Raw genomic sequence first — 12,226 nt, forward strand, 5'->3', positions numbered from 1 at the left:
AGGAGGTGCCTGAGGCCCCACGCCGACGGGGTACGGGCCGCGCCGGATCGCCGGGCCCGCCGCCCGAGTCAGGCGAGGGCGTCGCGGACGACTTCGCCGAGGTGGTTGAAGGTGCTGTAGTCGCCGGAGGAGACCCGGTTCTTGGTCACCGCGATCACCACGCCGGTGGCGGTGTCGGCGTAGGCGGCCGTCCCGCCGCTCCCCGCCATCCCGAACAGGGTCGGCCCGTCCAGCGGCCCGAAGAAGCCGATGTCGTAGCCGAGTCCCCGGGTGACCGGGAACCCGATGACCTCGTCGGTCCCGGAGACCGCCGGCGTGGTGACCTCGCGCAGCCGCTCGGGGGAGATCAGGCGGACGCCGTCCACCTCGTCCATGAGCGCCGCGTACATCCGGGCGATCGCGCGGGCGGAGAAGGTGCCCCCGGCCGGGATGTCAGAGGTGAGCACGTCGGTCCGGTTGCCGAACTCCGCGCTCGGGAGCGCCGCCATCGGGGCCGCGGTGTAGCCGTCCACCACCCGGAAGAATGGGATCTCCGACAGGTCGGGCATCTCACCCATGTCCATGGGGACCTCGTCGAGGACGGCCACCCGTCCCAGCTCGGCGGCCGGGACGCCGAAGAAGAGCTCGCCGTCCACGCCGAGCGGGAGGGCGATCTCCTCCCGCAGCACCTGCGAGATCGGCTTGCCGACGGCCCGGCGGACGATCTCCCCGATCAGGTAGCCGTAGCTCTGGGGGTGATACCCGGTCTTGGTGCCCGGCTCCCACCAGGGCTTGGCCGCGGCGACCGCGGCGACCATCTTGTCCCAGTCGCACAGGTCCTCCGGCGTGGTGTCCGCCGGAAGCCCCGGCACACCCGCCGTGTGGGTGAGGGCGTGCCGGATCGTCGCCTTGTCCTTGCCGTGGGCGCCGAACTCGGGCCAGAGCTCGGCGATCGGGGTGTCGTATCCGAAGACCCCGCGCTCGGCGAGGACGTGCACGACGGCCGAGGTGACGCCCTTGCCGGTGGAGGTGCCGTAGACCAGGGTGCCGGAGGCGACCGGGCGGCCCGTGGCCGGGTCGGCGACGCCGGCCGCCACGTCGGCGAGCGGCTCCCCCCGCCGGTAGACGGCGACCTGCAAGCCCGTCTCCGCACCGGACTCGACCAGCCGCTCGGCGGCTTCCCGAACCCGCTTCGCCACATCAGTCATGATCAATGCTCTCCCGCCCTCCGGGGCCCTCCCGGGCACCCGTCTTGTCGATAACCACTTGGTTAATTAACCAATGTGTTAACTATAGCCCACGATCGGGTGGCGTCAACCCGTGACCCACCCGAAGAGCGCATGCTGAAATATCGCTATAAGATCCACTTCAGCCCATACCTGCTGAAGATGTCTGCACCCACCGCAAGTAGCGCAAGTACGACATGGACGGAATCTCCCATGAGCACTATGAGTGACCCGGAATGGCAGCCAATCGACCTCGGAGTCGACCGACCACACTCCGCGCGAATCTGGAACTACTGGCTCGGTGGGAAGGACAACTACGCGGCCGACCGTGACGCCGGGGACATGGTCGCCCAGCTCATCCCCGGGATCACCGACTCGGCCCGCGCCGACCGGGCCTTCCTCGGCCGCTGCGTCCGCCATCTCGTCGCCGACCTGGGCATCCGCCAGTTCCTCGACATCGGCACCGGGCTGCCCACCGCCGACAACACCCACGAGGTCGCCCAGCGACTCGCCCCGGAGAGCCGGATCGTCTACGTCGACAACGACCCGCTGGTCCTGGCGCACGCGCGGGCCCTGCTGGTGAGCTCCCCGCAGGGCACCACCCGCTACATCGACGCCGATCTGCGCGAGCCGGCCCGCATCCTCGAATCCGCCCGGGAGACCCTCGACTTCAGCCGGCCTGTCGCGATCATGCTCCTGGGGATCCTGCACCACATCGTGGACGACGACGAGGCCTACCGGATCGTCCGGCAGCTGATCGACGCCGTTCCCCCGGGCAGCTGCATGGTGCTCGCGCACGCCACCGCCGAAGTGCACGGGGAGGCGATGCACGAGGCGATGCGGCGGTTCATGGAGATGGGCGGCACCCCGATCGTGGCCCGCGACCGCCACCGCCTCGCCGGATTCTTCGACGGCCTGGAGCTGCTGGAACCCGGCGTGGTCTCCTGCTCCCGCTGGCGCCCCGAGACCGGTCCCGGCGAGGCGCCCGCCGAGGTCTCCCAGTTCTGCGCCGCCGGGATCAAGCGCTGACCCGGGCCTGACGGGCGTACCGCACACGGGACACGGCCCGCGATACGGCATGGCTCCGGGCGGGTCGGACCTTCTTCGTCAATCCTGTCCTCATGGGGTGTCCAGAAGATCGAGATTCCGGCGAAAGCGCCGTACTCCCAGTTCAGGGATTCGGTGGCACGCGTACCGCGGCGGCACGGCTCGCCGTCGCGGTCCTGTTCGCGGCGGGGACGGTCGCGGGGACGGCGGCGCCCGCCGAGGCGGTGTCGCGTGGCACCATCGTATCCGCCGCCTGGGGCGAGTACGGCGACGTGTCCCGCAACGCCGAGTATCCGCCGGGCAGCAACTGCAACTTCTACACCGGGGTCCTGCGGCGCTGGAACCCCTCGGCCCGGTGCCCGGCCACGGGCGGGGTCCGCTGGCGGGCCAGCCCCTGGTGCGCGGACTTCGCCAGGTACGTCTGGGGCGGCAGCGGGGTGTACCACGTCGACGTCCCCGCCTACCGCGGCGCCGCCCTGACCGGGCTGGCGAGCTCGTTCCGGGACTACGGCCTCGCCTACGGGACCTGGTATCCGCGGTCCGGCGGGTACACCCCGCAGCCCGGGGACGCGATCAGCTTCGACTGGAACGGGAACGGCCGCATCGACCACGTGGGGCTGGTCACCTCGGCCACCTCGGACACGGTGTACACCGTCGAGGGCAACCGGGGGAACCGGGTGAGCGCCCGCACCTACTCCCGGCACAACACCACCATCGCCGGCTACACCGCACCCGTGCGGACCTCCTACGACCCGGGGTACGGCGGCCCGGAGGGCTACCCGCCCTACTCCCCCTACACCCGATGCCTCGGCTTCCGCCGCCGCGACGGAAATCCGATGTGGAAGTTTGGCGGGACTAAGGCATAGTCGAGTGCTATGTCAGATTCAGTGGATATCCAGGTGCTTGATCCGGACGATGTCGACGAGGTCGGACCGCTGTGGAAGGCGCTGCACGAGCACCACCACCAAACGGCCCCCCACGTCGGCGAGGTCCTGACGATGAACGACCCGGACGAGTCCTGGCGCCGGCGGCGGCTGCGGTACGCCGAGTGGCTCGCGGCACCCGGGGCGTTCGCGCTGGTCGCCCGGGAGGACGGCCGGGTCCTGGGCTACACCGTGGTGCGGATCGAGGACCCCGAGCAGGGGGCGATGTGGGGCCGTACGGGCCGCGCCGCCGTGGTGGAGACGCTGTCGGTCCTGCCCGGGGCCCGCGGCACCGGGGTGGGCGGCGCGCTGATCGGCGCGATCAAGGATCGGGTCCGCGCCGAGGGGGTGCGGACCCTGGACCTTCACGTGCTCGCGAACAACCACGACGCGATCCGCTTCTACGAGCGGCACGGGCTGCGCCCGGTCGTGACGTTCATGGTGGGCCACCTCGACGCGGGCGGCCCGTCGTAGCCGGCTAAGGGCGGAGCAGGGCCTCCGCGCCGCCGTCGGCGTAGAGGATCTGCCCGGTCATGAACGAGTTGCCGGGACCCACCGTCCAGGCGAGCAGCGAGGCGATGGCGTCCACGGGGCCGGGGAAGCCCAGCGGCTGCGGCATCATGGCCGCCACCAGTTCCCGGGCGGTTGGCTCGTCGAGGATGAACCTCCTGGCGGTGGCGGTGTCCACGACGCCCGGGGCGACGGCGTTGAGCGGGATGCCGGCCCCCGCCCAGTCGGGGCCGACGGCGGCACGGCGCAGCCACCGGTTGAGCGCCAGCTTGCTGGAGGCGTAGACGGTCTGGCCGTACCCGGCCGCGACGACCTTGGCCGCCGCCTCGGCCGCCGCCTCCTCGTCCAGCGTCAGGCACGCCTCGGCCAGGCCCTCGTCCGCCGCGACGACGGCGCTCAGCGAGGAGACGACGACGGCGCGGGGCCGGTCGGAGCGGGCCAGGAGCGGACGCACCGCGTCGAGGGTGGCGAGGGTGCCGAAGAAGTTCACCCGGACGGGGGCCGGGCTCAGGGCGCCGAGCCCGGCCACGGCCACCAACCCGTGCACGGTGCCGCCCGAGACGGCGGCGACCCCTTCGGCCAGCCGCTTCCGGCCTTCCCGCGTGCCCAGGTCGGCGAGCACGTCGCCGTCGTTCAGGTCACAGCGGATCACCCGGTCGCCCCCCGCGGCGAGGAGATCGGCGGTGGCGGCGCCGATGCCGGAGGCGGCGCCCGTGACGACGTAGGTACGCGGTTCGTGGTTCATGTCCACTATGAATACACCGAATGTATTTATTCAGTCAATGTACCGATCTGCCGGACGCGGACGACCCGTCCACCGGACCGGCCCTTTCCGGCTGAGAACGGTCCGCCGAGCGGTACACCAGGCGGCGCAACACCGTCTCGGCGGGCCCCCGGCGCCCGGCGCGTTCCAGGGCGTAGGCGGCGGCGACCGTCACCAGCCAGACCCCCACCGCGAACAGCGCCATCGAGGCGCTGGTGAGCTTCCCGCCGAGTCCGAACCCCCAGGCGGCCAGGACCGGGGAGAAGATCAGCGAGTGGGCCAGGTAGCTGGACAGGGAGCGTTTTCCCACCGCGGCCACGGCGACGACCGGGCGGCTGCGCCGTACCCGCTCCGACATGCGGTGGGCGATCAGGGTGATCAAGGCGACGTACCCCAGCCCGCCGGCGACGCCCGTCGTGGCCTGGATCGCGGCGAACGGCCCGTCGAGCGCCACCGCGCCCGCCGGGACGTCAAGCACCCCGATGTGCGCGAGGGCCTGGGGCAGGCCGCCGAGCCAGCCGACGGCGATGCCGAGCACGGCGGTCCGGCGGAGCAGCGGCAGATGGCTGCCCGGCTCCTCCAGGATGCGCCGCCGCGCCGCCCAGAACCCGAGCAGCAGGACGGCCTGGGCCGTGAACGCCGGCAGCGGGCTCACGATGGCCACAAAGACCCAGGTGGCCATCCGCGTGCCCGCGGCGGTGAGCGCGTTCTCCTCCCCGGACGCGTACGCCACCCGGCCCGTGTCCCCGGCCGCGGTTCCCACCTCCGCCACGTTTCCGCCCGCCAGCTCCAGGATCGAGGGAAGGCCGCTCAGAACCTGAAGGGTCAGGACGGCCCCGGCCGCGATCAGCAGGACGCGGTTGCCCCGTCGCAGGAACAGCCAGCCGAAGATCAGGCTCAGCAGGCCGTAGAAACCGATGATGTCGCCGGCCATGAGCAGCGCCGCGTGCGCGAATCCGACGACGATCAGCCACAGGCTCCGCCTGCGCAGCAGGGCGACGGCGCCCTTCTCCGAGGTCCCCGCCTCGGTCTGCCGCCGGTACAGCTGCATCATCCCGTAGCCGAACAGGAAGGCGAAGAGCGGATAAATCCGCAGATCGAGCACGACGATCATCAAGAACTGCACGACGCGGTCCGCCGTGGACCCGTCGACGGCATGCCATCCGGAGGGGCCCAGCTTGGCCGCCCACAGGTGGAAACCGGTGTTGGACAGGACGATGAGGAGCAGCATGAGGCCGCGGGCGAGGTCGGGGGCGAGGGACCGCTCAGCGGGGAGCACCCCGCCGCGGGCCACCCGCCGCCGCGACGTGCGGCCGGCCACGGGATCGGCCTCCGCCTGCCGAATGGGTTCAGACATGACCGGAAAGCTAAGGATGACCATGGTCGGCGAACCATCGGCCGCCGGTATCGCGACCGGGTGACCGAAGTCGCCGCGGGCGACGACTTCGGTCGCTCGCCCTGGTCGGCACCCATGTCCGGTACGGCGACAAGCGGGCCCGGGGCGCCGACGCCTTTCCCCGCCGCGGGGAGGGTTCCCGGCGAATCCGATCCCGCCTTCCGGCACGCGTCCGACGGACGGATCGGATCCCCGGAGCTCAGGGTTCCGCCCGGCGACGCGCCGACCCGTCCGTGCCCGGTACGACGCGGCGCGGGCGACGCCCACCAGGCCCGGTCGAGGCCGGGCCCGTCCCGGGGACCTGGATCACCGCTCTCCGGCGGGCACCTGTGGTTTTCCGCAGGGCGATCGGATGGATCACCGCATTACCCCAGGTAGGCGGCGTTTCTAGGGTTTTCACATGACAGAGGACTTGGGTGCCGTCGCGGAGTGGGCGGTCGGATTGATGGAGACGCTGGGGGCGCCGGGGGCCGGGCTGGCGATCGCGCTGGAGAACCTGTTTCCGCCGCTGCCGAGCGAGGTGATCCTCCCGCTCGCGGGGTTCGGTGCGAGCCGGGGCACGTTCAGCCTGGTGGAGGCGCTCGTCTGGACCACCCTGGGCTCCGTGGTCGGGGCGCTGGCGCTGTACGCGGTCGGCGCGCTGCTGGGCCGGGAACGGGTGATCGCCATTGCGGCGCGGCTCCCCCTGGTCAAGGTGGGCGACATCGTCAAGACCGAGGCGTGGTTCGCCCGGCACGGCGGGAAAACCGTATTCTTTGGGCGAATGATTCCGATATTTCGGAGCTTGATCTCGATACCGGCCGGGGTCGAACGGATGCCGCTTGGCCGGTTCACCCTCCTGACGACCGCGGGAAGCGCGATCTGGAACACCGCGTTCGTGATGGCGGGCTATCTGCTGGGTGAGAACTGGGGAGTGGTGGAGACCTACGCGGGAGTCGGGTCGAAGGTGGTGCTCGGCCTGGTCGCGCTCGCCCTCCTCGTCTTCGCCGGGGTGCGGCTGGCCGAACTCCGCCGCAAAGGCCGTCATGTCGCTCGCTAGGAAGCTGCTCGCGCTCGTCCTGGGCACCCTGGCGACCCCCCTGGAACTGCTCTGGGTGCTCCTGACGGCGGGCCCGCTCGCCGTACCCGCCTGGCGGGGGCCGATCACGGCCGCGTCGGCCGAGCTGGTCCGGTGGCACGCCCCCCGGCTCGCCCTCCTGGACGTCCGGCCCGGGCCGATCACCGGAGCCCAGGCCCACCTCTACCTCACCGCCCGCTGCGCGGTGGGCGTCCTCAGCATCCTGGTGCTGAGCCTGCTGCTGTACGGACTGGGGTCGGTGTACTGGCTGTTCGGCGGCTGGGCGATCGGGGAACGGCCGGACAACATCGAGCCGCACCCGTGGAACCTCGCGTACATCCTCCTCGGCGGGGGTGTCCTGTTCTTCCTGAACCTGTCCGGCATCGCAGCCCTCATCGTGCTCGAACGGCACCTGGCGCTGCGCCTGCTCACCCCGGACCCGGCCGAGGCGCTGCGACGGCGCATCGCCGAACTCGCCGAGAGCCGGGCCGGGATCGTGACCGCCGTCGACGCCGAACGGCGCAGGATCGAACGCGACCTGCACGACGGGCTCCAGCAGCGCCTGGTCGCGCTCGCCATGCTGATCGGCCGGACCCGCCGGGGCCGATCGCCCGAGCAGCTCGACGCGCTGCTCGCCCAGGCCCACGACGAGGCCCGGCAGGCGGTGGCCGACCTGCGGGAGGTGGCCTGGCGGGTGTACCCGACCGGCCTGGACACCCTCGGCCTGGCCGAGACCCTGGCCACCCTCGCCGAACGCTCCGCCGTCCCGGTGCGGATCCGCTGCGAGGTGGCCGGCCACACGGTCGGGGCCGTGGAGACGGCCGCGTACTTCGTCGTGTGCGAGGCGGTGACCAACGCCGCCAAGCACGCCGAAGCCACCCGGATCACCGTGGACGTCGTCCGGAACGGGGACACCCTGGTGGTGGAGGTGACCGACGACGGGCGCGGGGGCGCCGACCCCTCCGGGGGCGGGCTCTCCGGGCTCGCCCGCCGGGCCGCCGCGCTGGACGGCCGGCTCCTCGTCGGCAGCCCGCAGGGCGGGCCGACCGTGATCAGAGCGGAGTTGCCGTGCGCGTGATCCTCGCCGAGGACTCGACCCTGCTGCGGGAGGGCCTGGTCCGCCTGCTCGCCGAGGAGGGCCACCAGGTGGCGGCCGCGGTCGGCGACGGCGAGTCGCTGCTGACCGCGGTCGCCGAGCACGGCGCCGACGTGGTCGTGGCGGACGTGCGCATGCCGCCGACCCACACCGACGAGGGGATCCGCGCGGCGCTGCGCATCCGGGCCGATTACCCGGGGATCGGGGTGCTCGTGCTCTCCCAGTACGTGGAGCACCGGTACGCGGCCGAGTTGATGCACGGCGGCCTGGACGGGGTCGGCTACCTGCTCAAGGACCGGGTGGCCCAGGTGGGCGACTTCCTGGACGCCCTGGAGCGGGTCGCGGCGGGCGGCACGGCCTTCGACCCGGAGGTGGTGCGCCGGCTGCTGGCCCGGAGCACCCGCGCCGACCCGCTGGCCTCCCTGACCCCGCGGGTGCGCCAGGTGCTCGAACTCATGGCCGAGGGGCTGACGAACGCCTCCATCGCGCAGCGCCTGCACGTCTCGCAAAGCGCGGTGGAGAAGCACATCAACGCGATGTTCGACAAGCTCGCGATCTCCCACACCACCGGCTACAGCAGGCGGGTCCTGGCGGTCCTGCGCTTCCTGGGCTCATAGCCCCGGCGCGCGCAGGTACATCGCCTCCCCGGGGGTGGTCGTCGCGCCCCCGCCGGTCCGGGTGGCCACCCAGTCGGCGAAACCGGCCAGTTCCGGCTCCCGCACGGCGACCTCCACGCGCACCCGCGCGCCGTACTCCACGCTCAGGACCCGGTACGGCGACGCGCGCAGGTCGTTCTCCAGACGTCCGGCCCGGTCGTGGTCCACGGTCACCTCGACGACCCGGGCGGGGACCATCTCCACGAGTTCCGCCCGGTCCAGCGTCGCGCCGACGGTTCCGCCGTACGCCCGGATCAGCCCGCCCGCGCCGAGTTTCACCCCGCCGAAGTACCGGGTGACCACCGCCGCCACATCGCCGAGCCCCCGCCGGACCAGCATCTCCAGCATCGGGATCCCGGCGGTGCCGCCCGGTTCGCCGTCGTCGTCGGCGCGCCTGGTCCGCCCGTCGCCGAGCACGTAGGCCGAGCAGTTGTGGGTGGCGTCGCCGTACCGCCGCGCGATCCCGTCGACGAACGCCCGCGCGTCCGCCTCCGAGGCGACCGGCGCCACCGTGCACAGGAACCGGGACCGCTTGACTTCGACCTCGTGTTCGACACGGCTTGCCAGGGTGAAGTAGGGAGCGGCCACCGGATCAGGCTATCGGCACCCGGCGGGCCGGAAACGCGGCAGGTCCAGGTGTATCGCCGTCCTTCCCGAAGCCGGTACGGACATCGCCGGACCAGTTCCCGCAGGCGAACGCGCCGCCTTCGGCCGTACCCGCGCCCATCGATCCCGGTTACGGGATCACGGGGGAACACCACCGCCACGCCGGGACCGCCCGCCTTCGACCCCGGCGAGCGGGCCACCGCAGGCCGTACCGGATCCGGGGGGGCGACGGCCCCGCACAGCGGAGGATGATCGGCTACGGTGGTGATCGTGAGTTTCGTCCCCGCGGTGCCGGAGCGGCTGCCGGAGGCGCACGGCGCCGACCCGTACCGGGTCTATCTGGACTCGCTGGCGAACGGGGAGTCCCGGCGGACGATGCGGGGATGCCTGGACCGGATCGCGCGGCTGCTCACCGGGGACCCGGCCGCGACCGGGTCGGGCCAGCCCTGGCATCTGCTCCGGTACGAGCACACCACCAGGATCCGGACCCTGCTGCTGGAGCAGTCCCCGGCGCCGTCGCCGTCGCACGTCAACAAGCATCTGGTCGCGTTGCGCCGGGTGCTGCGGGAGGCGTGGCGGCTCGGCCTGATGACCGCCGAGGAGCACGCGCGGGCCTGTGACCTGCCGATCGTCGTCCACACCCGGCTGCCCGCCGGGCGGCACGTCCCGGCCGAGGGGATGGGGGCGGCGCTGGCCGGGTGCGACGCCGACGACTCCCTCGCGGGCCGGCGAGACGCGGCCGTGCTCGCGGTGCTGTACTCCACGGGGTGCCGTCGCGCCGAGCTCGCCGGCCTGGCGCTCGCGGACTACGACCGGCGGGAGCGGTCGCTGACGGTGCTGGGCAAGGGCGACAAGCAGCGGATGGTCTATCTGACGGCGGAGGCGACGGCCCGCCTCGACGCCTGGTTGCTGGTGCGGGGCGAGACGCCGGGGTCGCTGTTCTCGCCGATCAGCCGGGGCGGCCGGATCCGGGCCCGCGACGGACGGCCCGTCCCGATGACGGGTCAGGCCGTCGCCGACATCGTGACCCGCCGGTTGGCCGGGGCCGGGGCCGCGCCCCGTACCCCGCACGATTTCCGGCGGACGTTCATCGGTGAACTGCTGGACGCCGGGGTCGACTTGGCGACGACCCAGGCTCTGGTCGGGCACGCGTCCCCGACCACGACGGCGCGGTACGACCGCCGGCCCGAGCGCCGCAGGCGGGAGGCGGTGGACCGGTTGCGCATCCCCGATGCCCGCCCGCTGACCGGCTGAGGCGGGATCGGCCCGCCTCAGGCCGTACGGCGCTCGGCGCGTCCACTAGCGCGCGGGGGTCTGGCTCTCCGGGGGATCGGCGAGGATCACATCGGAGAACGCGTCGAAGACGAGCAGGAGAAGGCCCCCGATCACGGTGACCCCTGCTCCGACGCCGAACATGAGCCAGTTGAAGTCCATGACCAGAGCCAAACCGCAGATCGTAAAGCCCAGCAGCATCACGATGACCGCCACCCACGATTTGGGGCTTCCGGCGTGACTACCCTGGTTTCCCTGTGCCGACATGGGGCGCTCGCTGTCCTATCTATTGTTTGCCGTTGCCTTACGAACTTAGCCGACGTAGACCCCGGGCCCATAGTCAGCCCGGCACCCTGACCCCCGATACTGGATGAAAACACCCAAGTGTCGACGTTGACTCTAAAGAACGCGGCAATTTCCCCAAGCCATCGGGAGAGACCTCATGTTCCACCGCAAGCCTCTGGAGCAGCGGATCGCCGAGCGCCAGGCGCTCCGCGGGCCGCTCAAGGAGGGCGCGCACTTCGAGCACGGCCCGGCCAAGTTCATCTTCATCTTCATCATGGCCTTCGTGATCGTCGGCCATCTCGCCGGTCTGCTCCTGCTGATGGCCTTGGGACTCCACTAGCGTCACGTCCTTCCCGCGACCCACCGCCCAAGGTCGCGGCGCACCGGGGGATCCGGACGGGGTGGCACCGATCACAGTGATCGGGGGACCTGAACCCGCCCCGGCTCCCCCGTTTGTTTTTCCCCATAACCCGCAGGCATTGGGGGCTTTTTGTATCCAATGTCGGCTAAATCACATGATTTTCCATTTTCGCGGTATACCCCCGGGGGTAGCCTCGACTCCGAGGGCCGGTCTGACCACGGGCCCGATCCGTCCCCGATATACCCCCACCGGTATAGGGAATCGCCGGAGACGAGGAGCCGACTCCCCCTTGATCGTCCTAACCCTGCTCGCCGCCGTCGCCGTCGGCCTGACGCTCGGGCTGCTGGGCGGCGGCGGCTCCATCCTCACCGTGCCGATCCTGATCTACCTCGCCGAGATCGAACCCCGCCAGGCGATCGCCATGTCCCTGGTCGTCGTCGGAGCCACCGCGGTCGTCGCCCTCATCCCGCACGCCCGCGGAGGGCGGGTGCACTGGCGGACCGGAGCGCTGTTCGGCACGGCGGGGATGGCCGGGGCGTACGCCGGGGGCAGGCTCGCCGCCTACCTCTCCCCGGCGCTGCTGCTGGTGCTGTTCGGGGTGATGATGGCGGCCACCGCGATCGCCATGCTGCGCCCGGCCCGCCCGCGCGACGCCGTACCGCCCGCCTCCCGTCCGATCACGAAGATCCTTTTTGAGGGTACGGCCGTCGGCCTGGTCACCGGACTGGTGGGCGCCGGCGGCGGTTTCCTGGTGGTCCCCGCCCTCGTCCTCCTCGGCGGGCTGCCCATGCCCGCCGCCGTCGGCACCTCGCTCCTGGTGATCGCGATGAAGTCCGGGGCCGGGCTGGCCGGATACCTGCACAGCACCTCCCTGGACTGGGGACTGACCCTGGCGGTGACCGCGGCGGCGATCGCCGGCAGCCTCGCCGGGGCCCGCCTCATCGGGAAATGTCCCCCCAAGGCCCTGCGTACGGCCTTCGGCTGGTTCACCGTGACCATGGCCGTGTTCGTCCTCGGCACCCAGGCCGCCGCCCTGTTCTGACCCGCGC

14 protein-coding genes are annotated in these 12,226 nt (G+C 71.9%); 9 read left to right on the top strand and 5 right to left on the bottom strand.

The window, feature by feature from the left end; translation table 11 throughout:
* Window positions 1-68: 68 nt before the first annotated feature.
* Window positions 69-1,187 carry a serine hydrolase domain-containing protein gene (locus RUR_RS20215; protein ID WP_283136657.1) on the bottom strand — a complete coding sequence of 373 codons (1,119 nt, stop codon included), beginning with the start codon at window positions 1,185-1,187 and terminating at the stop codon, window positions 69-71.
* A gap of 240 nt (window positions 1,188-1,427) precedes the next feature.
* Here RUR_RS20215 and RUR_RS20220 point away from each other — a divergent pair, with 240 nt between their 5' ends.
* The 3 genes from RUR_RS20220 (at window position 1,428) to RUR_RS20230 (ending at window position 3,649) form a co-directional block, all read left to right on the top strand.
* Window positions 1,428-2,234 carry an SAM-dependent methyltransferase gene (locus RUR_RS20220; RefSeq protein WP_283137057.1) on the top strand — a complete coding sequence of 269 codons (807 nt, stop codon included), beginning with the start codon at window positions 1,428-1,430 and terminating at the stop codon, window positions 2,232-2,234.
* A gap of 92 nt (window positions 2,235-2,326) precedes the next feature.
* Complete coding sequence (locus RUR_RS20225; RefSeq protein ID WP_283136658.1) at window positions 2,327-3,118, top strand: CHAP domain-containing protein; 792 nt, start codon at window positions 2,327-2,329, stop codon at window positions 3,116-3,118.
* A gap of 9 nt (window positions 3,119-3,127) precedes the next feature.
* Window positions 3,128-3,649, top strand: coding sequence for a GNAT family N-acetyltransferase (locus tag RUR_RS20230; protein WP_283136659.1), 522 nt, complete (start codon window positions 3,128-3,130; stop codon window positions 3,647-3,649).
* Between the two features lie 4 nt (window positions 3,650-3,653).
* Here the strand turns inward: RUR_RS20230 and RUR_RS20235 are convergent, their stop codons facing one another.
* Entirely contained in the window at window positions 3,654-4,430 is a 777-nt protein-coding gene (locus RUR_RS20235; RefSeq protein WP_283136660.1) for an SDR family oxidoreductase, read from the bottom strand.
* 34 nt (window positions 4,431-4,464) lie between these two features.
* Window positions 4,465-5,805 carry a DUF418 domain-containing protein gene (locus RUR_RS20240; RefSeq protein ID WP_283136661.1) on the bottom strand — a complete coding sequence of 447 codons (1,341 nt, stop codon included), beginning with the start codon at window positions 5,803-5,805 and terminating at the stop codon, window positions 4,465-4,467.
* 439 nt (window positions 5,806-6,244) lie between these two features.
* Here RUR_RS20240 and RUR_RS20245 point away from each other — a divergent pair, with 439 nt between their 5' ends.
* Genes RUR_RS20245 through RUR_RS20255 form a run of 3 tightly spaced genes read left to right on the top strand, consistent with a single transcriptional unit; the run spans window position 6,245 to window position 8,614 of the window.
* Entirely contained in the window at window positions 6,245-6,883 is a 639-nt protein-coding gene (locus tag RUR_RS20245; RefSeq protein ID WP_283136662.1) for a DedA family protein, read from the top strand.
* On the top strand, window positions 6,870-7,979 hold the full coding sequence (locus RUR_RS20250; protein WP_283136663.1) for a sensor histidine kinase: 1,110 nt from the start codon (window positions 6,870-6,872) through the stop codon (window positions 7,977-7,979). Before RUR_RS20245 ends, RUR_RS20250 begins: the two co-directional genes overlap by 14 nt.
* Window positions 7,970-8,614: a response regulator transcription factor gene (locus RUR_RS20255; RefSeq protein WP_283136664.1), complete on the top strand. Its 645-nt coding sequence runs from the start codon at window positions 7,970-7,972 to the stop codon at window positions 8,612-8,614. The genes RUR_RS20250 and RUR_RS20255 overlap by 10 nt, the downstream gene beginning before the upstream one ends.
* On the opposite strand, the gene RUR_RS20260 is transcribed toward RUR_RS20255, so the two are convergent.
* Window positions 8,609-9,241: an IMPACT family protein gene (locus tag RUR_RS20260; protein WP_283136665.1), complete on the bottom strand. Its 633-nt coding sequence runs from the start codon at window positions 9,239-9,241 to the stop codon at window positions 8,609-8,611. The genes RUR_RS20255 and RUR_RS20260 overlap by 6 nt on opposite strands.
* Before the next feature lie 288 nt (window positions 9,242-9,529).
* On the opposite strand from RUR_RS20260, the gene RUR_RS20265 reads away from it, so the two are divergent.
* Window positions 9,530-10,513: a tyrosine-type recombinase/integrase gene (locus RUR_RS20265; protein WP_283136666.1), complete on the top strand. Its 984-nt coding sequence runs from the start codon at window positions 9,530-9,532 to the stop codon at window positions 10,511-10,513.
* Between the two features lie 45 nt (window positions 10,514-10,558).
* On the opposite strand, the gene RUR_RS20270 is transcribed toward RUR_RS20265, so the two are convergent.
* Window positions 10,559-10,798: an HGxxPAAW family protein gene (locus RUR_RS20270; protein ID WP_283136667.1), complete on the bottom strand. Its 240-nt coding sequence runs from the start codon at window positions 10,796-10,798 to the stop codon at window positions 10,559-10,561.
* Window positions 10,799-10,973: 175 nt separating this feature from the next.
* Between RUR_RS20270 and RUR_RS20275 the strand changes: the two genes are divergently transcribed.
* Entirely contained in the window at window positions 10,974-11,156 is a 183-nt protein-coding gene (locus RUR_RS20275) for a hypothetical protein (RefSeq protein WP_283136668.1), read from the top strand.
* Between the two features lie 310 nt (window positions 11,157-11,466).
* On the top strand, window positions 11,467-12,219 hold the full coding sequence (locus RUR_RS20280) for a sulfite exporter TauE/SafE family protein (RefSeq protein ID WP_283136669.1): 753 nt from the start codon (window positions 11,467-11,469) through the stop codon (window positions 12,217-12,219).
* Window positions 12,220-12,226: the final 7 nt, after the last annotated feature.

The organism is Rhizohabitans arisaemae (assembly GCF_025996515.1).
GTDB classification, from domain to species: Bacteria; Actinomycetota; Actinomycetes; order Streptosporangiales; family Streptosporangiaceae; genus Rhizohabitans; species Rhizohabitans arisaemae.

What these genes read in the sequence shown, in the direction of transcription:
- RUR_RS20230 (WP_283136659.1), top strand. Translation starts at nt 3,128, where the DNA reads ATGTCAGATTCAGTGGATATCCAGGTGCTTGATCCGGACGATGTCGAC.
- RUR_RS20225 (WP_283136658.1), top strand. Translation starts at nt 2,327, where the DNA reads ATGGGGTGTCCAGAAGATCGAGATTCCGGCGAAAGCGCCGTACTCCCA.
- RUR_RS20250 (WP_283136663.1), top strand. Translation starts at nt 6,870, where the DNA reads ATGTCGCTCGCTAGGAAGCTGCTCGCGCTCGTCCTGGGCACCCTGGCG.
- RUR_RS20275 (WP_283136668.1), top strand. Translation starts at nt 10,974, where the DNA reads ATGTTCCACCGCAAGCCTCTGGAGCAGCGGATCGCCGAGCGCCAGGCG.
- RUR_RS20215 (WP_283136657.1), bottom strand. Translation starts at nt 1,187, where the DNA reads ATGACTGATGTGGCGAAGCGGGTTCGGGAAGCCGCCGAGCGGCTGGTC.
- RUR_RS20245 (WP_283136662.1), top strand. Translation starts at nt 6,245, where the DNA reads ATGACAGAGGACTTGGGTGCCGTCGCGGAGTGGGCGGTCGGATTGATG.
- RUR_RS20235 (WP_283136660.1), bottom strand. Translation starts at nt 4,430, where the DNA reads ATGAACCACGAACCGCGTACCTACGTCGTCACGGGCGCCGCCTCCGGC.
- RUR_RS20270 (WP_283136667.1), bottom strand. Translation starts at nt 10,798, where the DNA reads ATGTCGGCACAGGGAAACCAGGGTAGTCACGCCGGAAGCCCCAAATCG.
- RUR_RS20220 (WP_283137057.1), top strand. Translation starts at nt 1,428, where the DNA reads ATGAGTGACCCGGAATGGCAGCCAATCGACCTCGGAGTCGACCGACCA.
- RUR_RS20240 (WP_283136661.1), bottom strand. Translation starts at nt 5,805, where the DNA reads ATGTCTGAACCCATTCGGCAGGCGGAGGCCGATCCCGTGGCCGGCCGC.